Genomic DNA, 20,268 nt, shown 5'->3' with positions numbered 1-20,268 from the left:
AAGCGGCGAGCCGCCGGTCACGGGCTGCCGGCCTGATTCTGCCGCCACTGGTTGGCACGGACGTTCTCGTTGGCCAGGCGCGCGGTCTCGCCGACGCGGCGGGCGCGCGTTTCCGGCTTCCGGGCTGTCAGGATCCACTCGAGGATGCCGCGCTTGACCGACCTTGGAAATGCCGCGAAGTGGGCTTCTGCGTTCGGGTAGGACGTCAGCGCCTCGCGAAGGTCCGCCGGGACCTCGAGGTCCTCGACGCCGTCGAGCAGGTTCCACGAGCCGTCGGCCTGGGCCTGCTCGACCTTGGCCAGGCCGGCCTCTCGCATCAGGCCCGCGGCCAGCACGCGGGCCACCCGTTGCTTGTTCGGCCGGGACCAGCCGGTCTTCGGCTTCCGGGGCGCGAACCACAGCAGGGAGCGCTCGTCGTCGAGCTTGTTCACCTTGCTGTCGATCCAGCCGAAGCAGATGGCCTCCTCTACAGCGTCCTCGTACTCGACGCGCGGCTTGCCGGTCGCCTTCTTGTGGCTGACCAGCCAGACCCCTTCGGCCCGGGTGTGATGCTCTTCCAGCCACCGTCGCCAGGCGGCGCGGGTCCGGGGGTGCGTGGCGTTCTTGGGCAGCGTCGCCATGTCAGGCTCGCGCGGTGCCGCGGGAAGCCTCCCGGGCCACGCCGGACAGGCAGAGCGCCCGGCTAGGCGGCATGGCCTTGCGTCACCGGTGCCCCCGTGGCAGCCAAGCACCCGTGGGGCTTGAAGACCCGGTCGGTGGACGCGGGGAACCGGGCGAGCTTCGCCGCCGGGCGGGTGGGCCTGCGAACGAGCTCGCCGCCGCAGTTGGGACAGACACCGCCGAGCTTCGTGTCCGCGCATTCGACGCAGAACGTGCACTCGAAGGAGCAGATCCGCGCGTCGGCCGTCGAAGCCGGCAGCAGACGGTCGCAGCACTCGCAGGTGGGCCGAAGTTGGAGCATCCACTGCCTCCAGGGTGAGGGATCGGGCGACGTGATCATCGCGCATCCGGCACCGAAGCGTCTGGCGGCCAGGTCGCCGCTATGCAGGCAGCCAAGGCCTGCCAACCCGGAAGGCCGCGACGGCGCCACCCAGCACGGCCGCCGCGAACGAGGCCAGCAACCCGGAGCCGGCCTGCCAGACAAAGATGCTCGCGAAGGTGAGGCCAGCACCCAGGGCAATCCAGGCCACGGCGGGCTTGTGGGACGGCGCGGCCAGCGCCGGGAGCGACACGAACACCACGGCCCCCAGGAAGGCGGCCGTCGCCAGCGCCGCCTGCTCGGCAGCGGGATACCAGGCGGCGGTGCAGACGCCCGACACCATCAGCTCGGCTGGGCAAAGACGCACCAGGCCGTGGGTCAGCAGGACCGCGAGCACGAACGTGACGGCCAGGCCCAGGGCCGGGAGGACGATCGCGAGGATCCAGCGCAGAGCGTGCATGCGGTCCGAGGTCGGGGGCACAGCGGCCGGTGGCGGCGGCCCACGGGCGCTGCGAGGTGCAGCATAAGCCTTGTCCCCGCGGCGGCAAACGGCGCCTCAGCCCGCCCCCGCGAGGACGTCGAGCACGAATGCGGCACGCTCGCGGGGTTCCCGGCAGGGCACCTCCTGCAGGCGATAGCCGCACGCCGTGTACCAGCGCGCCAGGCTGGCATGCACGCGCAAGGCGTGCTCGAAATCCTGGTCGCGCTCGTCGTCGTTGACGTAGATGGCTTCCCAGGGCGGCAGCAGGAAGACCGTGCTGTGGAAGGCGTGGCGGGCCAGAAGCGTGTCCAGGGTCTGCGCCGGCACGGGGTCGACGTCGTGGACCATGCCGAGCGACTCGACCGCGGAGCGGTCGAAGAAGACCCACCGCGTCGACTCGCCCATTGCGGCGTACTTGGCCACGTCGCGGCGATAGATCTCCCGGGCAAACGCAACCGGGTCAGGCCGCGGACTCAGCCCGGCGGCGCGCCTTTGCGCGATCACCGCCCTGGCGGATTCGGGCACGGTGGCATGTCCGAGGCGCGCCAGCTCGCCCAGCAGCGTGGTCTTGCCTGACCCCGGGGCTCCGGTGATGACGACGCCAGGCACGACGCGGCTATCCACCGCCTGGCCGCAAGCGGACAGGCGCGCGCCCGGGCGAAGGGCCGGAGCTCACTTCTCCGGCAACTCCCGATACTGGGGAAGGTCGTCCGTGATGTCATGCCAGGGCGCCTTGCTGCCGACAAACACGTGGAACCCCGGCTTCACGCCCGGGTCCTGGTCAAGGAGCCCGAGAGGCAGCCCCAGGACATCGGGTCTGCTGTCGAACTTCGTGTGGATCGGAGAGCCACAGACTCGGCAGAACCCTCTGTGGTTTCCTGGCGAAGACTCGAAGTAAGTGACCAGCTCTTCACCTCGGGTGAACCTGAAGTCTGCGGTCATGACGCGGGCACGCGTTCGAAAGGCCGAACCCTGCGCCTTGCGACACATCGAGCAGTGGCAGTTCAGGGGCTGAGCCAGCGGGCCCGCAATCTCGTAAGCGATGGCAGAGCAGAGGCAGCTACCCGTCAGCATGGCGTTTTGTGGGTTCATGTCATTGCGATGGCATGGGACGCAGGAACACGTGGGATGGCGAGGCCCGACCGAGCGCCGTCGGGGGCTCAGGCGTCGTCGGCGGTCGCACCGCCTGCAACCGGGAAGGTGAACATCACGAAGGGCGTGGGGTCCTTGACACCCCCAGCCCGGGCGTACAGGGCCTGGGCGCGAAGATTGTCGGGCTCGGTAGCGGTCCAAGCCTCTGTGCATCCCAGGCTCGACGCTCGCTCCAGCAGCACGGCAAGCAAGCGCTTCCCGATGCCCTGCCCCTCATAGGCGGCCGCCACGCCGACCTCGTTGATGAACATCTGCGCAGCCTTGTCCGGGTGAACATAGTGGACGCCACTTGCCATGCCCACGATCAGGCCGTCCTCCGTGATCGCCACCGCGAGGTGGTGCCGCGGATCGCCCAGAAACTCGCGTGTCAACCGCTCGACAGGTTCGTCGTCGAACACGTCCGGAGAAACCGACGCCAGCAGCCGGTGCTCGGTGGCGCCCAAGATGCGAACGGTGATCATGTTGGAGGTGCAGAGCAACGCCTGACGTTGGACCTTGGGGGCCGAGCCAGGACGGCGCCTGCCCCATGAATCGGATGATGCCAGCGAGCGCCTTGCGCGATCACTTGCGCTGGCGTGAGGACCAATGGATCGCGCGGATCACCCAACCACTCGGCGTCCTCGACAGAACCATCAGCTCCGCGCCGATCATGTTGATGGGCTTGCCGTTGAAGAGACCGCTCGTGGTGCTGGCCGAGCTTGCCCAAGCGGCGTCCCCGTGCACCGTGGCCGACACGGAGCTTCGGGTGGACCTCGTGGCGCGGGCGAACTGGATGTCCGCGGCGAGATGGTGGTCCTCGTACTGCTGCCGGGTTTCCAGGTCGCCGCCTTCCAGGACCACCGCGTCGGGCGCCAGCAGTCGCAGGGCGGCCTCCCGGTCACCGTCGAGCAGCGCCTGGTGGAAGGCCGAGACGGTGGCCTTCACCCGAGCCTCATCGCTCTCCGCGGCGACGGCTTGGTTCGAGAGTGCGGCGCTGACGGCAAGGAAAGCGGCCAGGCAGAGCTTGCGGTGCAGGTTCATGGTGTGCATTCTGGAGTTGGCGGTGTCCTCGGCAGAGACGATGCGACCGAGGCATGACAGATCGTGGAGCAGGACCGGTACGCTGGCGGCGTGGAGCCAAGGAGCGACCCTGCGGGGCCCGTCGCGGAGTGGAGCGGGCAACGCCGGACCTACCGGGCTTGCCAGGGGCCCTGCACAAGGACCGCTTCGTCCGGGCCGGGCCAGGGTGGCATGGTGACGGCCACGGCGGCGAAGGGCGTGTCGCCGAGTGCCCTGAACTGAAAGCTCGTGCCCAGCGGAATGGACAGGCTCACCCCCTGGGTGAGCACAACCGTTTGCTCCCTGCCGTCCTGCTCTCGCCACATCTGTGCTTCGCCGCTGATCACGAACCAGAGTTCGTCGACCGTCCTGTGCTTCACCGCGGCCGAGCAACGGCCGGGAGCCAGCTCGAAGTGCGCCATGCTGCCGCGACCAAGGCCAGCGAGTACCCGAACGTCCGACCCATCGGGTGCCATGACGGTAGGGTTCTCGGGCAACGGAACCGTCTCGAAGTCAGAGGAATGCGGCATGTTCAATCGACGCGGTCCAAGTCAATACGGTTCGTGGAGCGCGGCGCGCACCTGGCAGTGACTCAGTGACTGAACGTCAGGTAGATCGCGATCGCGCCAACGACTGCGATCGCCGGCACGAGGAAGCCCAGAGCCCTGGCCTGGCGCCTGAGCGCGAGCTGCTGCAGTTCAAGGCTCTCCTTCACCTTGGCGTCCGTCTTCTCAATCTGCATACGGGCCATGGAAAGCTGCTCGGCCTGCATCTGAAGAGCCTTGTTCTGGTTCTCCTCGATGCGATCGAGAGCCGCAACGATGCGTTCGTGGTCACTCATTCGGCGGTCCTTTCGACGGGCGGCCTGGCACAGCCGCCGCGGCGCATGATGATGCCTGCTCGCAGCGCTGACCAGACAGCTCTCCGAGGCAGCTCAGTGCCCAACGAGGGCTCAGGCCGCATCGATGTAGGCGAGGTTGTGGACCAAGGCGAACTCCGCAAGGGCGTCGCTGCATCGTCCTTGCCTTGAGGCTTCGGTCGGCTTCCCGAAGTAGACCCAGGCGCCAACCAGACGCAGGCGGCTCGCCGCCCGAACACGAACGACGACCCGATCGCGCATGAACCAGCCGGGGCGACGCACGCCTTCAAGTCGGTCGAGCCGCCGCAAGGCCCGGTAATGCACCCGATACAGCTCGCCGGTGACGCGCATGCCTTGGCCCGCCAAGGGGAAGAGCCAGGGGATCTTGTACCGGCCCACGATCCGGAGGGGGTATCGACAAGCGGTGTCCACGCCAGTCGCGACCATTTCGCCCTGTTCGGCGCCGTGGTTCGCAAACCCTCGCTTCAACGTACCGTAGACAAAGAGCGTTCCCATGCGGCCTGATGTTCGAGCGGATCGGCACGCCATCCGCGCGATGCACGGTTGGCCACGAGCGCCTCGAAGTCGCTTGGCGATGCGGGCTCATAGCTGACGCGCGGTGGCGGCTGCGACACGAGTTCAGGCTCCTGTGCGCTCATGCGTTCGGGTCTGCGGTAGCTGGTCGGCTCGGGCGAGGATCAGGCGTCACTGAATGCACCCCTCTCCGGCGGCTCGGGCCACCGGCCTGGAGCCGGTCGCCAAGCCTCGCTGGGCTCCAGCTCCAGAACTGCACAGACCGCCGCGCCCAGATCCAGGTTCAGGTGCTCGCGAGCCGATGCGAACCCCGCGTCGGACATGTCGGCACTCAAGGTGAATCGCCGGAAGGGCTCCCAGTCGGCCGAGAGCTCCGAGACAAGGATTCTGGCCAGGTCGTACGACAGCAAGTTGCCGTCATCGGTGCGGAGCCAGGACTTCCCCGACCAGAACTCCTGCACCTTGTCCGGGTCCCAGAACGCTGTGTGTTTCGCGCGCATCTGCCGAGGCGTGAGCAGATCAGGCGCCGAAGGAGGCGACAGACGCCGCTCCGTGTTGACCGCGAGTCCTTCGTTGAGCCAGGCAGGAATGGGCAAGTGGCTCAGGCATGCGTGAGTCATCTCATGGACGATCGTGGGTTCCACAACTCGCAGGTCAGACTTTATCGTCACGAAGTGGCTGCAACCGTCAATGATGAACATGCCCCCGCTGGCGGCGAACTCGCCCTCCTCCGCGTAGAAGTGAGAAACGTATCGATAGTAGGTCTCGTCGTCGTCGAACACGACAAGGATGTCGTGACCCCACTCCGGAGAGGCTGCGACGCCTTCGAGAACGGCGAAGATCCGCCGCTGCGTCTTCGTCATGAAGCCCAGCGTCGAGCTCGCCACATTGGCCTCGAGGGACGACAGGACGATCGCGCTGCCCTGGACATCCAGACTGTACTGGGCACCCAGGGCGTCTCGCAAACGCAGCAACCAGGCCATCTCGGCTTGAAGCCATGCGTCGCCCTGCAGGGATGGCTCGAGACTGTCAACCCAGGCCTGCACAGCCGCCCAGTCGAGGCGAGGAAAGCCTTGCTGGTCGACCGTGACACACGGCTGAACTTCGAAGATCGCGTCGCCGGCCTGAAGCGTGTCTGCCGCCCCTGCCCTGGACGGGGGCGGTGTGGGCTTGTCCTGGGAGACCAACGAACTGAGAAACCTGAAGACCACAGCGCTCCGGAGTGTTGGTGTGACGCCTGACGTTCGAGCCACCCGTCAGGCAGATCGTTCGGCCGGCGGCGGGGCCTGTGGCCTCTCGCAGAGCATGTAGACCGCCGGCCCGTCGGGCGTGAGTATCGTCTTGACACGCCTGAAGCCTGCCTTCTCGTAGCACCGGATGGCGCGGCCGTTGGCTGGGGCGGGATCAGTCTGCACCCTGGTGACGGCTGGATCGGTGAACAGCTGGTTGACCAGTGCCCGGACAAGGCGCGTGCCGATGCCCAGGCCCAGCAGCCGAGGGTCTGCGATGGACTGGTCGATGCCACGGACTCCTGGGTCCGTCTCGTCCTCCCACCAGCCATCTCCGCTTCCAAGCGCAACGTAGGACTGGGCATAGGCCATCGGCTGCCCGTCGAGCAGGCCGATGTACGGCGTGACGCTCCCCGCCGCGAGGACCCTGGGAAGGTACTTCTCCCGGACATCCTCGAGGCTTGGGCGCTCGCCTCCCCACCACTCGACGATGTGCGGGCGATTGAGCCACTCATGGAGCATCGGAAGATCATCTTCCGCCATGAGCCGCAGTTGGATGGGAGCTTCGATCCTGGGCACGGGCGAGGGGTCAGGCGCTGCCATGCCTGGCCTGGGAGGTTCGGGGAGGATAGCGCCACCAGGCCAGCGCAACGAGCGCGCCAAACACCGTGTAAGCCACCGCGAACACCCACAGCGGCGCCTGGAAGTACATGAGCCGCTCCAGCCAGTACTGCACGAAGCTGACGTCGTGGCGCGCAGCCTCACCCGCCCGGGCTCGCAGCCACGCCTCCAGGACCGTGAGTGGACAGTGCTGTCCCAGCCAGGCTTGGGCGGCGATGATCGCGATCGCGAAAGCGTGAACAAGCCGGAAGTGCCAGCTGTTCACCCAGCGCCACCGGAGCGCGTTGCCCACGAAGATGGCAACCAACCCGCCGATGACGAAGACGACCACGCCGAAGTGGACGACGAGCACGAGGTCGGCAAGGCTGGCGTGAGACACGGGATCGGTTTGCTGCGCCTAGCGTTCGAGCCAGCCCCGGCCGCGGCGGCGGGTCGGCGATGACCGAGGGGTCAGGCCTCCCCGGGCGGGTGGCCACACGACACACTACTTGGCGGCACGGAGACTCCCGAGCCGCACGCTCGCGACTTCCGGTGCTGTCTGCTCGATCGAGAACGCGCCTCCGCATTGCTTTCCTGAGGACTCCGCAGACATCCCAGCCAGCATGATGACTCCACCAATCAGCGTTCCAGCAGCACCGGCTGCAGGAAGTGCCGCACCCGGAGTGCCGGCTGCCAAGTTGGCGAGGCGCGGAGCAACCTCGAAGTAGGCAGACTCGCCAGCTCGTACAGTGAACGTGATGGTGCAACGGCCAGGTGCGTCCCACATTTCCGCATCAAGGGAGTGCGACCCGGGAGGGACCTCAACGACACGAAAGTCACCGTTCGAGATCCCGCCGATGGATCGGGCGTTCAGCTTCAGCGACGCCGAACGAGCAGCATACTGAACGCTCTGGCTTGGGCGATAGATGGTCAAGCGTGCGGTCGGCAAAGCCTCTGCGATCAGTGCGGCACGATGGTCCGCTTGTGGTGCCTCGAGGGCGGTGCAGCCGGCCAGAAGCAAGAAGAGAAGCGTGAAGAAGGGTATTCGCATGTGCACTCCAATGGAAGCATCTGGGAGGCCCAACGTTCAAGCCAACCCTGGCCGCAGAAGCAGGGCACCTTGCCCGCGCAGCACATGATGCTGCCCGTGCGCCGTGCTGGCAAGGCGGCCTGCCGTGGCGGGCGGGTGTTGAGCGAGAGATGAGGCGTCACTCTTGAAACGCGCGCGGTGACCGGTGCCTACCGGTACTTCGCGGCAGAGATGAACTCGCTGAAAGTCTCGCACCACACGACAACTGCCTTGTACTTTCCGGGATCGACTCCTTCAGGCAGTGGTACGACGAAGTTCTCGAACGTTCGTACGTCACCGACCCGGACCATGGCTGACTTGAGTCGCTTGAAGTCGGCCTCGGTCTCGACAAACTCTGGCGACAGGTACAGCTTGTAGTCGGGGCCTGGCGACAGGCTTCCCTGTAACGAAACAGCAGTGGCAGAGATGGTGACGGTGCCTTCTCCCCAGTGAAGGGCGTCGCTGTCCTTCAGGTCGCGCCTGAACTCGCCCCGAAAGAGCGCTTGACTGGTTGCGGCCTTGATCTGCTCCGCGGTCGGAGCGTCAGGTGCAATGAGGATCGGTAGGACGTAGATGCCTCCCGCAAAGCCAGCGACGGCCGCGGCGCAGTGGGAAACCGCGAGCAGAAGAGTTCTACGTGCATTCATCGTGGGGGAGCGGTCGATCCGCGGTCGAAGTGTGACGCCCAACGTGCGAGCTGACCAGCCTACGCAGGCAGGGCCGAGGATCACTTGGCCGGCCGCGCCGGCACGGCGGCCTGCCGTGGTGGGCCCGGTGGTTGAGCGAGGGGTTAGCCATCAATTCCGTTGGCCTTGGACTCGTTGAGCAGTTCGGCAAGCACCGCTGCCTTGGCTTCGGAGTAAGCCAAAAGCGTGATTGCTCCCGCGCTCCGGGCGGCGAGCTTGGCAGAGGCATAGCGCTCCCGCGCCATTGCCGACGTACGAAGGTACTGCCGCAGCGCGATGTTGTTGCACCAATGGTGCCCAGCGAACTGCACCACGTGGACATTGAAAGGCACAGTTCCGCGGGCCGTGAAATACAAGCGGCCCACTACGCCGGCCTCGCCGAAGCCTGTGTAGCCGGACTGAACCAATGCCGAGAGTGCGATTGCCGGAGGAGGGAAGTCCAGAACGCCGACTTGAATGTCGAGTACTGGCTTGGACAGCAGCCCCGCGACTGCCGTGCTGCCAATGTGCTCGACATGGCTGAGTGGCAGCGACATTGCCTCGGCAATTCGAACGCATTCAGCTGCCGCAATTCGTGGCCACGCAGCATCGGAGGCCAGTAGATGAATCGGCTCGTCAATCAGGATGGATCCTTTGCCGGCTAACGCTTGAGCCAACCGGCCTGGAGCGGTGGGCTGGCTTGCCCGCGAAGCGCAGCATAGACACTGAGCACTTCGCGGGAAAGGCAGCCCACCGCGGAGGTTCCGGTGCTGAGCGAGGGGTCAGGCGTCGCGCTCAAGCGCCTCCCGCCTGCGCAACAAGACTGCATACCGGAAGGTCCACATCGCTGCTATGCCCAAGGCCATCCAAAGCCAAGGACTTGGCAAATCGTCGCGGGACAGGAGGTACTTCTGCGGGTTGTTCTCGAAGTAGATGACCGGGATCTTCTCGCCTGCGGCCAGACGCGCCACCATGGCACCTCCCAGCCGCTTGCCTCGCACGACAAGTTCTCCCTTCGGGCTGGAGTAGCGGATATCCAGAAGGTGGAAGTCCGGCCCGCCGGTCGAGACGATTACCTTCTTGCCGGGATCGGCGAGTTCCATCGTGGCCGGTCGGCCGTAGAGGGCGAACTCAACGTTCTCGTACAAGGCCATTGCGCCCCCGAGCAGCGCTGACGCGCCCATGCAGAAGAGCGTCGCAATGAAGAAGATTCCTCGCATGGGTTCTATGGGGCGCGATGCCTGTATGCGCGACGCCTGGCGAACGTCGGGTGGAACGAAGGGTTGGGCATTGCAGCACGGCGGGATGCCGCAAGACTACTAGAAGCACACTGCATAGACCAGCCAAGCGAGCAACGGAACAAGGGCTGCGGAATAGATGGCCGCCAACCACGTGACTTCGCGCTGTAGACAAAGCCCGGAGCGGGGCTTGGCCGCACGCCGCTGGGACTCGATTTGACCGAGGGGTCAGGCCGCACTTTGCAGCGCCTTGAGCGCCTGGTCCTGACTCAGTGTGGAGGCCTGGCCGCGCCAAACGATGACGTTGCTGCTATTGACGAGCACGGCATACGGAAGGGCCTTGATGCCCAGTTGCTTCTGGAGCGGCCGCTCCCCCGCAGCACCCGCAGCACCAACGGGGTACTCAATACTGACCTTGCGCAGAAAGTCCGCTGCGACCTGCACGGACTCCTGGGTCAACCCGATGACCGAGAGGCCTTGCGCTGCCAGTTGTTGGTTCAACCGATTGAGGTGAGGGAACTCTTCGCGGCATGGAGCGCACCAGGTGGCCCAAAAGTCGATAAGCGTCAGCTTCGAGTTGGCGGGCGGCTGAGCGCCAAGGAACTGCGTATCGAACTCGGGCAGCCTGCTGCCGAGCTTGACGCCGTTGTACCAGTCCATCACACCCGCGCTGGCGCCAACGGGAAACGCGACGGCCGAGGCGGCGAGGGTGAACTGACGACGGTTCATGCGCGCTCCTGGGGTAATGGTGGCGTTGTCCGGCCTATCGCAGAGTTAACAGGGCGACAGCGGATGGACGCCTTGCCCGCGAGGCGCAGGATATGCAGGCAGCGTCTCGCCGGCAAGGTGGCCGGCCGTTGTCGCCCCGGTTGAACAACCTGCTAGGCCGCAGCTTGGGCGCACCTGCGGGTTGGACTACTCGTCGGGCCAAGGGGATCCGTCTCTGCGGCAGTAGCGCCGGCCGTGCTGGTCGTGATGAAGAACGACGTCGTGATCGGAGTAGTGAACCACTCCGTGCACAGACCGCGTGCCTACAACCAAGACAGTGGCGTCGCAGCTTGATCGATTTTCAAGGCAGTGGCCTACCGGGATACCTGCTTTCCACGCGGCTGCTTCGCCGGCCTTCAAGGTTGACTCAGTGTCCTCGATGAGAACGACTTCGCCTGCCAACACGTACACAAGCTCGTCTTCAGTCTCATGCCAATGCCTGAACGACGATCGAGAGCCAGGAGGCAGGCGCTCGATGTGCACTCCAAACTGCGACAAGCCGGCTTGATCTCCGAGCACGACTTCGCTGAAGGGTCCATTGGACGAGCCCGTGAAGCGATTGACTTTGGCGGGGAAGACCTCCCACTTGGTGACGTCGAGCTTGGGCATGACGGGGCGATCCTTTGGGTTCTGCAGCCTAACGTTCGAGCAACCCCGACCGCGGGGTCAGGTGCTGTATGCCCGGGCTGCGATGATGCTGCGAACACCGCAGGCCGGGCTTACAGCGCCTGCCGTAGCCGGTCGGGGATTGAGCGAGGGGTCAGGCCGCACTCGGCACACGGCAGACCATGTGATGCTCGTCTTGCGTCTTGCCACCTACGACAAGCGCTCCGAGCTCCGTGCCCCACACGACGAAGCCGAGGCGACGATAGAGCGCGATAGCGCTTGCGTTCTCGGTGTGGACGCCAAGGTTGACCTGGACTACCCCCAAAGAGCACCATGCATAGGGCAGTGCATGCTCCAGCAGCAGGGAACCGACCCCGGCTCCGCGATGCTCCGGACTGACATACATGCCCCACAGGTAGGCCTTATGGCTGAGCTTAGCCATTGACTCGCGCTCGATGCCTGCCAGACCAGCAAGCCTACCCTCGGAAAATGCGCCAAAGATGGCGCCGGACGCCTTGGGCTGGAGGCGGCGGGAGATCTCAGCTAGCGGTGTGTTGACCTCTTCCTCGTGGCTGGAAGCAAAGGCGGTTGGCGCCTCAGCCAGCCCCCGCAGGCGAAGCGCCTGATACTCGGCTGCATCTTCGGGCGTCAGAGTGCGGACATGCATGGTCTGTGCAGCCAAACGTTTGAGTTCACCTGCGTGCGGAGGCTGTAGGCAGGCGAAGCCAGCCGTAGCACGTCAGGTGCAACGAAGGGTTATGTGTACAAGCGGGCCGCTGCGCCTTCATCGCGAGAGCCACCAACTTAGCCATGGTGCCAACAGCATGACCACGAGGACGACACCCCAACCGACGAGCTCTCGCTTGCTGAGCGAGTAGTTGCGACTGCGCATGTACGAGTGGAATGGACCGAGAAAGAAGAACCCTGTTGCGTGGCGGACCTGACCACGACTCCGGCGCAGAACGGCGAAGAGGACGACCCAGAGCGCGAACCCGCCTAGCACGAGCAACGAGTAGAGGAGATAGCCGCGCATGGGTGTTGTAGTACGCCTAACGTTCGACGTAAGCGGAGGCTGAAGGCAGGCGAAGCCTGCCGGAAGCCGTCCGCTCGAAGGAGGGGTTAGCCGTCATTGGGAAACCGCAGCGTGCCATCAGACGGTTGCGTGTACTCAGGCGCAACGAGATCAGGAAGAGACTGAGCTCGTCGTACCGCTCTTCCCGCGTAGTCCCACTCACCATAATGACAGGGGTCATAGAAGCCTCCAAGCCAAATCACCTCTCGCCCGTATGGTGCTTGACCCTTGGGTGCGTGAACCAGCCCACAACCCCGATTCGTGCTCACTAGAGAGACGACAAAGTAGCCTGGACTGGGGTCTGGAATCGACCTCTGACTCCAGGTGTGCGGAGTAAGCACCCTCAAGTCAGAAATCATTTCTGGTGTTGCTCGAACAACTGCATACGGCTGACCTCGAACGACAACGGCGGTGATCGAACCAGGCTCGATACTCTTCAGCTTGACCTCCTTGTACGGAGGCAGCACGCCCCTTGATGGGAGCATGCTCGAGCCGGCACCAACGCCCAGGACCGCCGCGCCAAGGCCAATGAAGCCCAATAGGAGGAGCGCGAGCGAGCGACGCGTTGGCATGACGGCTAACGTTTGAGCTAAGGGCCGGAACCGGGATGGCGCTTGGCCCGCGGAGCGGATGATGACAGCGAGCGCTTCGCGGGCCAAGTGCCATGTCGGTGGAGGTCCCGCTCCAGTGAAGGGTTAGGCGCCACTCTCCGGTTTGCCGGTTCAACGCAATAGCACCTTGCAGCTGCCCAACGCTCAGAGCTCGAAGTGCTTTGCGCAAACTTGCGGGCGCCCGGTTACTACGGGTAATCTTGGCGCCCACAGCAAGAGAAAGCCCTAGCCGCCATGAATGAGCCAAGACCTATTGCAGCCCTTCGGCTCTGCCCGAGGGAGCATCCGTTTGTACCCGAGGGCGGCAGAGGTGGGCATTACTTTGTGTGCGTTCGCGATGCTGGGCGAGGACTTGGAGTTGAGTTCCTCCGAGAGTCAGGTGGTAGCAAGTCAGTTAGCGCCGACCGGTTCATGGAGTTCTGGGATCTCTGGTGTCGCGGTGTGGACGACCTTGAGGCATACCGAAACCATACTGGGGTGCGATCGCGAGCGGCTGCAGCGAGCTACGCTCTCCCGGTCTTCAGATGGATATGGGAGAACCGCTGAGGAGAACAGCAGCTGCCCGGTGACGCCTAACGTTAGAGCTGAGGGGCCGGAGCCGGAATGGCGCTTGGCCCGCGAGGCGGAGCATAGACCTGCAGCGCCTCGCGGGCCAAGTGCCATGCCGGCGGAGAGGTCCCGCTCCAGCGAAGGGTAGCCGTCACCGCTGGCGTCGAGCCTCTGCTTCCGACTTGGCACGAATCGCAGATGCCAGTTCCTCGGCGTGCTCAAGCTGCCGAAGGACCTGCTCCAGGTTCTCGACATGCTGATGCCATTGCTCGGCGCCGGCAATAGCTTGGTAGTCCAGCCGAACCGGCTTTGACCAGAGTTCGTAGGCCTCTAGGCAACGCATGCGCTCATCGATGTCGACCTTGCCCCTGGACTTGGGCGAGTGCTGCGCAGTGCTTAGCATCCACTGGCGCCAAGGCTTGTTGCCACGAGATTGATTGCACTTGCCACAGGCAGGGACGAGGTTATGGAGCTCGGTGATGTAGCCCGTAGGCTTCCGATCCTCAACGATTGCGCGGAAGTGATCCCACTCAGACTTCGCATCTCCGCAGTACGCACAGACACACTTGCCTCGTTGCATGCCAAGTACGGCCAGAGCTTCGTCAACCTCCTGTGCCGTGGGCTCAATGTATGGAGTGAGCGTCGTAAAAAACAAGCCGGTGAGCGTCGAGCGCCGTCCGGTGAGTTTGGGCGGCTTGCCAGGTGGATTGAAGTCCGGATGGCCCATAGTGACGGCTAACGTTTGAGCTGAGGCGCGAGCGCCGGTGTGGCACTTGGCCCGCCGGATGGATGATGAACCACTCCAGGAGGCGGGCCAAGTGCCATGCCGGTGCGAGTCGGCTCCAGCGAAGGGTTAGCCGTCATTGCGCTGGTGCGCTCAGGCTATGCCGTATGGCGAACCGCCAGCGGCGAGCGTGCGGCGGACCTCAGGCGAAAAGGGGACCGCGAGATAGCGGTTAGGGTGAACCAATAGAGTGGTGTCGGATGGGGCGAGCTTTGCCAGGACTGAACTGACAAAGCGGTATGCATCGTCGTCGGTCGTGTGGCGATGCATCATGTCAACCGACATCCAGTTGGGTTGTCGGCTGGCCAACTCTCGTAGCGCGGGATCGCTGAGGTGTGCGAGGAAGTCTGAGAAGGCGCTGTATGGACCTGGCACGTTGTGGATGAGGAACATGCCACTGTGCTGCGGTACGGTGCACTGAACGAGATAGCTAGCACCAGGAACCGGCCCTTCGATCACGAAGTTGCCTTCTTCGCGAGGTGGGAGGTAGGCGCCTGGAAAGAGGTCGTCGAGAGCTTGGCGCACTTCATCAAGTGGGAGTTCACGCCAGGACGGCAGCAGCGCCACGAGACTGACCATGTCCGCGCCACCATGGCGGGAAGCGGGCGCTGGAGTGGACTTCTTGCCGAAGAGCCTTGACAGGAGGTTCATGACGGCTAACGTTTGACGTGAGCGGTGGCTGTAGGCAGGCAAAGCCTGCCGGAAGCCGTCCGCTCGATGGAAGGGTTAGCCCTCATGCTTACTACCGACTCTGACAGGCGTTTGCAATGCGAGGACTGCAGCGAAAAGATGTGCGAGAAGCGATGGCGCAAACGCCCACATGGAACCCCACTCTTGCACATTGCCCGCCAGAACAAGCGCAACAAGAACGGTTGACAAAAGCCCAACTGCTCCGGCCGCAACGAGGAACTGTGCACCGCCGTCTGATGCAAGTGCAGACGCCACCCACAGGGCAACCCACAACCGAACAGCAAGGACAAGCCACATGAATGGCAGAAAGGCTATGAAGACGCCGCTCCCTTGCCCTGCCTTTGCCATTGAGACCAGCGCGAGAGCAACGTACAGCAACAACTCGACAAACGCGGTGATGGCAGCAGCGCGGAACATGAGGGCTAACGTAGAGGTAACCGGGCGACGACGGATGGAGGCCTTGCCCGCGCGGTGCAGGATAGACAACGAGCGCCGCGCGGGCAAGGTGGCCAGCCGTTGGCGCTCCGGTTGAACGACATGTTAGGCCTCAGTTGCGGCGACCAAGTGGGACTTGGCCTTCGGCTCACTTCGTTGACTTGGGTGGCGCCACAAGTGCGGCACCCTGGTGAGCCTGCCATAAGGTGGCTATTCTCTGCTGTGCGACGGCTGAGCCGAATCTCCCAGCCTGTATGTAGATCTCTCTCTTTGCGTCTTCGTCCGAACACAGCCGGCCGAGCACTTCGAAGGCAATGAGCCTGTGCAGTTCGATTCGGGCTTCGTAACGTTCGAGGATTGCTCGCTCTTCCTCGTCCGACTCGTGCCCGTCGAGAGCGTAGAAACTCCAGTAGTTGTTGTACTTGTCGCAGAAGAGGTCGAAGGTGATTTCGCCCTGCGCGCACCTTCGAACGAGGTCGTCATGCTGAGCCAGCGAGCGCTGAAGTTCAGCTTCTGAGGCGAACATTTGCATGGAGTTTCTGAGGCCTAACGTTTGAGCTTACCGGAGAGCGAAAGCGGGCAAAGCCCGCTGTAGCACTTCCGGTGCAGCGAAGAGTTAGGCCGCTGCACGCTGAACCCCAAGGGCGCTGACCTCAACCCAAAGCCACGCGTAAGGAAGGATAACGATTGCGGGGAGCAGCAGCATGCCTGCGGGGACCCCCGATCCCGCACCCAGCGCCATGGAGGCGAGCAACACAACAATGCCCAGGCCTATTGATGCGATGGCGACCGTGATGACCACGGCGACTAACCCCTTGTACGTGCTCGGTGGCGTTAGTGCTCTGGCTCTGGCCATCTGCGCCACACGACTTAGCACCAGCGCCGCCTGCACGAACACCAGACCGACACTGAGCCAACCCGGGAGCCAAGGGCGAATAGCCGCGGGAACAGGGTGACCGAAGAACGCGGCGAGGTTGCCTACACCGTATGGTGGCGTGAGGCCGACCTGCCCGACGACCCAGTAGCCGACCAACGCGAGGGTCGAGCAGCCGACCAACACCAAGCACGCGAGGTATGAGAAGCGCTGCATGAAGGCTGCGGCCTAACGTTTGAGCTGAGCCGACCGTGGAGGCAAGGCGCCCTGGCCGCGAAGCGGATGATAGACAGCACCGGTTCGCGGCCAGGGTGCCTTGCCGGAGCGGATCGGCTCGAGCGAAGGGTTAGGCCTCACTCCTCGCCCCAGACGAGCCGTGGATCGGGTTTGCCAGTTGCTAGCCAATGCGCTAGCGCTCCAAGGGCGGCCGGGAGCGGAACAGTTGAGTTCTCGTCTACAGAGAACGTGGAGCCCACGTCGCTCGTAAACGCGACTGTGCGTCCTGTAGCGATTGCCTCAGTTCGCTTGGCGTAGAAGCCCATGTGCTCCAGTAGGCGAACATGGGCGACGCCATCGTCGTTATTGAAGATGAGGAAGTTGCCAAGATCAGCACCGTCGCGCATGTTCGCGACGGTGAGCACGGAGTTCGGTTGAACTCGATCCTCCACCCACCGCAGCGTCTGCTCTGGCGTAGGGAAAGTTGCGGTCACGGCGGATTCCGGTACGCCCTCGTAGACCAACTCAAGCTCGTATTGCGATGAAGTAGGTGGGCGCTGCATGTGAGGCCTAACGTTGGAGATGAGCGGATGCTGGAGGCGTGCGCAGCACGCCGGAAGCCGTCCGCTCGATTGACTGGTTAGAGCACAGAGGCCTTCCCCTTCCGGCGGTGCATGACAACAAACACCCAGCCTACAAGCAGAGACACCACAAAGCAAACCACCGACGACGTTGCGACCGCCACCATGAAGAAGGGATCTAGGTAGCCCAAGTGCGCGAACGCGACGACTTGGAACAGAGCAACTGCTGTGGTGGTGGCAAGCAATGTTGCCACCGGGAAGGACCGCAGAAACCAATGCGATGCCACCGCCGTGACTACAGCTACCGTTAGCAGGACTAGCAGACCCAGGGCGCCTTCCGACATATGCGCTCTAACGTTGGCGCTGAGCGGCGGGCGAAAGCGGGCGAAGCCCGCTTTTGACCGTCCGCTCCAGCAACTGGTTAGGTGCCGGCTTTACCACAACCATGCGATGAGCCATGCTACAAAACAGCAGAACAGAGCGACCAAGATGCGTTCGCGGGTGGTGTGCGCTACTGGCGTACCGCCCGATGTGTTTGGTGGAAGGTCTCGCAGAGCACGACGCTTTTCGTGCCATGCGACTACGCGGAAGGCGAAGAAGACCAGAACGACACAGCCAAACGCTACGCGCGCGGGTGACAGTTCGAAGGGCACGATGCAGCCCGTGGTCAACTGTGCGGCGCGCACGGCGACAGGCGGCCGTGCGCTGCGGTGCTGCCAGTGGCCTCACTCGAACCACAAGAACCGCGTGAACTCCGCGGCGCTGGACGTGTGTGCGACGGCATTTCCGGTACCTAACGCTTGAGCTGAGGCGCGAGCGCCGGGATGGCGCTTGGCCCGCCGGACGGATGATGAACCACACCGGCCGGCGGGCCAAGTGCCATGCCGGTGCGAGTCGGCTCCAGCGAAGGGTTAGGCCTCGCCGCGAACACCAGAGCTAGCGTGTGGCTGCCGAACGAAGAGTACTACTGCTACAGCGAAGGCTACCAAGAGCGCCGCAAGTAGAGGGTAGAAGAGACTCTTCAGCGAAGGGTTCAACCAGAGAAACCAACCGGTTGCCAGGTACCCCAAGAGTGGTGGCAAGAAAGCCATGGACCAGCCAACAAGCCCTAGCGACGAGAAAACGCGCGAGGCGGAAGGCTGAAGCAAGAGGTAAGCCTGCGTTCTAACGCGACGAATCCGGTAGTTGACCACTCTCAGGAAGACGAATCCAACGAGACCAATGAGGGCGGGCATGGCATGCAGGGCATTCGCTATGCCAGGCGTAGACAGCAAGGAAGGACCTGGAGCAACACTCCAGTCGATCAACTGCTTTGTGAGAAGCGCGATCGCTGTAAGGAAGAGTGTTGTGCCCCAGCTCTCTTGGGCATTGAGAGTCTTTATCTCTTCGGCCAGCAGGTCGAGCCTTAGCTTCAGGAGGTCAGCGTCTGAACTCATTGCGTCATGAGGGGAATGCGAGGCCTAACGTGGGAGCTAAGCCGCGTGCGGAGGCGGGCGGCGTAAGCCTGGTACGCGATGATGCACTGTGTGCCGCGGACCAGGCTTACGACGCCTGCCGTAGCGCGTCGGCTTGAGCGACGGGTTAGGCCGCACCGCGCTGAGCCTGAGCTTGGAAGAACAGAACCAAGTCTTGAACTGTCCGAACCTTACCGTAGTACGGGTTCGCGCTCACGTCCTTGATGGTCCTTCCAGTGCGTTGCTCCACTTCAGTGGCTACTTCCATGTCCAGGTCATCGTCATCGAGACGTAGGTCCTCTTTGAGGCGGTCTGCAGCGCGCAGAGGGAAAGCGGGGTGGACGTGTACAAGCTGCCTTTGAAGCTGTTCATAGACGGCGCGGACAATCCAGGGGTCCACGGCTCTTAGGTCGAACTCTCGTGCGAACTCGCAGATGGACTGGCCCTTGCGTGCTGCCGCTAGCTTGCGAAGTTGCTCCTCCTCGCGCTTCACTCGCGGGCGAGAGAGCAAGTACCCGCCTAAGAGAACTGCAAGGACGACTGCAATGGCCTTCGGTTCTGCGAAGACGAGGTAGACAAAGGCGCCTGCAAGTGCCGCAATCAGGCTCCAGCCAGCCAGCCCAAGAGGCTTGGCTTGGTACTTGGGCATGTGGCGTGACGCGATGCGCATGTTTGTGCGGCCTAACGTTTGAGCTGAGTCGCGAGCGCCGGTGTGGCGCTTGGCCCGCTGGACGGATGATGGACCACTCCGGCAAGCGGGCCAAGTGCCATGCCGGCGCGAGTCGGCTCCAGCGAATGGTTAGGCCGCATCCTCGAGTGCCACAGTGGCCATGACCGTAAGGTTGATGAGCGCATGGGGAACCGCTGCCGCTATGTAGGCTTGCTTGAACGAGCGCTCCTGCCAACCAATGAAGGCACACGAGAACACGAAGAAGCTCCAAACCGAGCCAAAGAACCAAAGAGGAGCAATGAGGCCGTGAAACGCGCCCCACGCGATGGCTGAAGCAGTGGCCGCCAACAGCGGACGGGTGGTTGCCTTGAGTAGGCCACGCAGGATGAGAGCCAGTAGGTAGGTTTCAACCACAGGGGCGAAGATCACCGACCCGAAGACTTCGCCTGCGGTCGCGGACCGATAAGGCGGCTGAATGGAACTCGTGTCCACGCCAGCGGCCGAAAACAGGAAGAGGACGCCAGCAAACAGAGCCAGCGAAGGAAAGAGGGCAAGCGGAAATGCCACAAGGCAGAACTTCCACAGTGGAATACTGGGATGCAGCAGGAAAGACAAGAGCGGTGCCAATGCGGCCTAACGTTCGAGGTAACCTGCCCGCGGAGGCAGGCGCTGTAAGCCCGGCCTGAGACGATGGTACCGCTGGCTCAGGCCGGGCTTATAGCGCCTGCCGTAGCGGGTCAGGTTGACCGAGGGGTTAGGCCGCACTCACGAAGCTCCACGCGGTTGCGACCACGGCAAACAGAATGCAACTGGCGAGAAGCCTTCTGGAGCGGCGCCAACCGGCAATGATGGCTAGGGCGAGCAGTGCCGTGGAGATGACGCCCTGCACGGCAGCAGAGCGCGAATAGATCTCCGGATTGGCGTAGTGCCGGAAACCAGCGACCGGGCCTTCTGCGTTGAAAGGGTAAGTTGACAAGACTGCTGGGTCGGCGGGCGATGTCCCGCTCGCTGTTGAACCGTGACCGGTGACGGCTCCTCGGTGGACATGCTACGCGGCCTTCAAGACGGCGCCGTTGTCGCTTTCGGGGCGACGGCCATCCAGGGCCTTGAGGAG

The 20,268-nt window shown here is 63.8% G+C and carries 28 protein-coding genes; all 28 read right to left on the bottom strand.

Annotation, left to right across the window (positions count from 1 at the left end; all coding sequences use genetic code 11):
* Window positions 1-17: 17 nt before the first annotated feature.
* Window positions 18-620: a YdeI/OmpD-associated family protein gene (locus tag AC2EAQ_RS13625; protein ID WP_484644878.1), complete on the bottom strand. Its 603-nt coding sequence runs from the start codon at window positions 618-620 to the stop codon at window positions 18-20.
* 62 nt (window positions 621-682) lie between these two features.
* Window positions 683-961 (bottom strand): DUF1272 domain-containing protein, encoded by a 279-nt coding sequence (locus AC2EAQ_RS13620; protein ID WP_484645066.1) that lies wholly within the window; start codon window positions 959-961, stop codon window positions 683-685.
* Between the two features lie 79 nt (window positions 962-1,040).
* Window positions 1,041-1,439 (bottom strand): hypothetical protein, encoded by a 399-nt coding sequence (locus AC2EAQ_RS13615; protein ID WP_484644877.1) that lies wholly within the window; start codon window positions 1,437-1,439, stop codon window positions 1,041-1,043.
* Window positions 1,440-1,535: 96 nt separating this feature from the next.
* Window positions 1,536-2,084 carry an AAA family ATPase gene (locus AC2EAQ_RS13610; protein WP_484644876.1) on the bottom strand — a complete coding sequence of 183 codons (549 nt, stop codon included), beginning with the start codon at window positions 2,082-2,084 and terminating at the stop codon, window positions 1,536-1,538.
* Window positions 2,085-2,132: 48 nt separating this feature from the next.
* Complete coding sequence (locus AC2EAQ_RS13605) at window positions 2,133-2,534, bottom strand: GFA family protein (protein ID WP_484645065.1); 402 nt, start codon at window positions 2,532-2,534, stop codon at window positions 2,133-2,135.
* An 86-nt stretch (window positions 2,535-2,620) separates the two neighbouring features.
* Entirely contained in the window at window positions 2,621-3,073 is a 453-nt protein-coding gene (locus AC2EAQ_RS13600; protein ID WP_484644875.1) for a GNAT family N-acetyltransferase, read from the bottom strand.
* A 100-nt stretch (window positions 3,074-3,173) separates the two neighbouring features.
* A complete protein-coding gene (locus AC2EAQ_RS13595; RefSeq protein ID WP_484644874.1) occupies window positions 3,174-3,632 on the bottom strand; it encodes a YybH family protein in 459 nt (152 codons plus the stop codon).
* Between the two features lie 149 nt (window positions 3,633-3,781).
* Window positions 3,782-4,072, bottom strand: a complete 291-nt coding sequence (locus AC2EAQ_RS13590; RefSeq protein WP_484644873.1) for a cupin domain-containing protein — start codon at window positions 4,070-4,072, stop codon at window positions 3,782-3,784.
* A 170-nt stretch (window positions 4,073-4,242) separates the two neighbouring features.
* A complete protein-coding gene (locus AC2EAQ_RS13585; RefSeq protein WP_484644872.1) occupies window positions 4,243-4,491 on the bottom strand; it encodes a hypothetical protein in 249 nt (82 codons plus the stop codon).
* Between the two features lie 111 nt (window positions 4,492-4,602).
* Window positions 4,603-5,025: a gamma-glutamylcyclotransferase family protein gene (locus AC2EAQ_RS13580; RefSeq protein ID WP_484644871.1), complete on the bottom strand. Its 423-nt coding sequence runs from the start codon at window positions 5,023-5,025 to the stop codon at window positions 4,603-4,605.
* Between the two features lie 182 nt (window positions 5,026-5,207).
* Entirely contained in the window at window positions 5,208-6,230 is a 1,023-nt protein-coding gene (locus AC2EAQ_RS13575; RefSeq protein ID WP_484644870.1) for a DUF2268 domain-containing putative Zn-dependent protease, read from the bottom strand.
* Between the two features lie 69 nt (window positions 6,231-6,299).
* The gene (aac(6'), locus tag AC2EAQ_RS13570; protein ID WP_484644869.1) at window positions 6,300-6,875 is read right to left on the bottom strand and encodes an aminoglycoside 6'-N-acetyltransferase; all 576 of its coding nucleotides are present in this window, start codon (window positions 6,873-6,875) and stop codon (window positions 6,300-6,302) included.
* Complete coding sequence (locus AC2EAQ_RS13565) at window positions 6,862-7,272, bottom strand: DUF2784 domain-containing protein (protein WP_484644868.1); 411 nt, start codon at window positions 7,270-7,272, stop codon at window positions 6,862-6,864. The genes aac(6') and AC2EAQ_RS13565 overlap by 14 nt, the downstream gene beginning before the upstream one ends.
* Before the next feature lie 105 nt (window positions 7,273-7,377).
* A complete protein-coding gene (locus AC2EAQ_RS13560; RefSeq protein ID WP_484644867.1) occupies window positions 7,378-7,923 on the bottom strand; it encodes a hypothetical protein in 546 nt (181 codons plus the stop codon).
* 188 nt (window positions 7,924-8,111) lie between these two features.
* A complete protein-coding gene (locus AC2EAQ_RS13555) occupies window positions 8,112-8,588 on the bottom strand; it encodes a DM13 domain-containing protein (protein ID WP_484644866.1) in 477 nt (158 codons plus the stop codon).
* 143 nt (window positions 8,589-8,731) lie between these two features.
* On the bottom strand, window positions 8,732-9,283 hold the full coding sequence (locus tag AC2EAQ_RS13550) for a GrpB family protein (protein WP_484644865.1): 552 nt from the start codon (window positions 9,281-9,283) through the stop codon (window positions 8,732-8,734).
* Between the two features lie 105 nt (window positions 9,284-9,388).
* Complete coding sequence (locus tag AC2EAQ_RS13545) at window positions 9,389-9,826, bottom strand: hypothetical protein (protein WP_484644864.1); 438 nt, start codon at window positions 9,824-9,826, stop codon at window positions 9,389-9,391.
* 246 nt (window positions 9,827-10,072) lie between these two features.
* Window positions 10,073-10,573: a TlpA family protein disulfide reductase gene (locus AC2EAQ_RS13540; RefSeq protein ID WP_484644863.1), complete on the bottom strand. Its 501-nt coding sequence runs from the start codon at window positions 10,571-10,573 to the stop codon at window positions 10,073-10,075.
* 186 nt (window positions 10,574-10,759) lie between these two features.
* On the bottom strand, window positions 10,760-11,221 hold the full coding sequence (locus AC2EAQ_RS13535; protein ID WP_484644862.1) for a cupin domain-containing protein: 462 nt from the start codon (window positions 11,219-11,221) through the stop codon (window positions 10,760-10,762).
* Between the two features lie 151 nt (window positions 11,222-11,372).
* Window positions 11,373-11,885: a GNAT family N-acetyltransferase gene (locus tag AC2EAQ_RS13530; RefSeq protein ID WP_484644861.1), complete on the bottom strand. Its 513-nt coding sequence runs from the start codon at window positions 11,883-11,885 to the stop codon at window positions 11,373-11,375.
* A 1,716-nt stretch (window positions 11,886-13,601) separates the two neighbouring features.
* The gene (locus AC2EAQ_RS13525; protein WP_484644860.1) at window positions 13,602-14,177 is read right to left on the bottom strand and encodes an HNH endonuclease signature motif containing protein; all 576 of its coding nucleotides are present in this window, start codon (window positions 14,175-14,177) and stop codon (window positions 13,602-13,604) included.
* A 150-nt stretch (window positions 14,178-14,327) separates the two neighbouring features.
* Window positions 14,328-14,885: a hypothetical protein gene (locus AC2EAQ_RS13520; protein WP_484644859.1), complete on the bottom strand. Its 558-nt coding sequence runs from the start codon at window positions 14,883-14,885 to the stop codon at window positions 14,328-14,330.
* Between the two features lie 75 nt (window positions 14,886-14,960).
* Entirely contained in the window at window positions 14,961-15,341 is a 381-nt protein-coding gene (locus tag AC2EAQ_RS13515; RefSeq protein ID WP_484644858.1) for a hypothetical protein, read from the bottom strand.
* Between the two features lie 166 nt (window positions 15,342-15,507).
* Window positions 15,508-15,891, bottom strand: a complete 384-nt coding sequence (locus AC2EAQ_RS13510) for a hypothetical protein (protein WP_484644857.1) — start codon at window positions 15,889-15,891, stop codon at window positions 15,508-15,510.
* A gap of 84 nt (window positions 15,892-15,975) precedes the next feature.
* Window positions 15,976-16,449 carry a hypothetical protein gene (locus AC2EAQ_RS13505; protein WP_484644856.1) on the bottom strand — a complete coding sequence of 158 codons (474 nt, stop codon included), beginning with the start codon at window positions 16,447-16,449 and terminating at the stop codon, window positions 15,976-15,978.
* Between the two features lie 137 nt (window positions 16,450-16,586).
* Window positions 16,587-16,943 carry a hypothetical protein gene (locus AC2EAQ_RS13500; protein WP_484644855.1) on the bottom strand — a complete coding sequence of 119 codons (357 nt, stop codon included), beginning with the start codon at window positions 16,941-16,943 and terminating at the stop codon, window positions 16,587-16,589.
* A 1,668-nt stretch (window positions 16,944-18,611) separates the two neighbouring features.
* The gene (locus AC2EAQ_RS13495) at window positions 18,612-19,133 is read right to left on the bottom strand and encodes a hypothetical protein (protein ID WP_484644854.1); all 522 of its coding nucleotides are present in this window, start codon (window positions 19,131-19,133) and stop codon (window positions 18,612-18,614) included.
* Window positions 19,134-19,283: 150 nt separating this feature from the next.
* Window positions 19,284-19,769 carry a hypothetical protein gene (locus AC2EAQ_RS13490; RefSeq protein ID WP_484644853.1) on the bottom strand — a complete coding sequence of 162 codons (486 nt, stop codon included), beginning with the start codon at window positions 19,767-19,769 and terminating at the stop codon, window positions 19,284-19,286.
* Window positions 19,770-20,268 lie beyond the last annotated feature (499 nt).

The sequence above is a fragment of the Aquabacterium sp. T101 genome (genome assembly GCF_057219775.1).
Note: the sequence above shows the minus strand (reverse complement) of the source record. Positions and strands in the feature narration are given on the sequence as shown.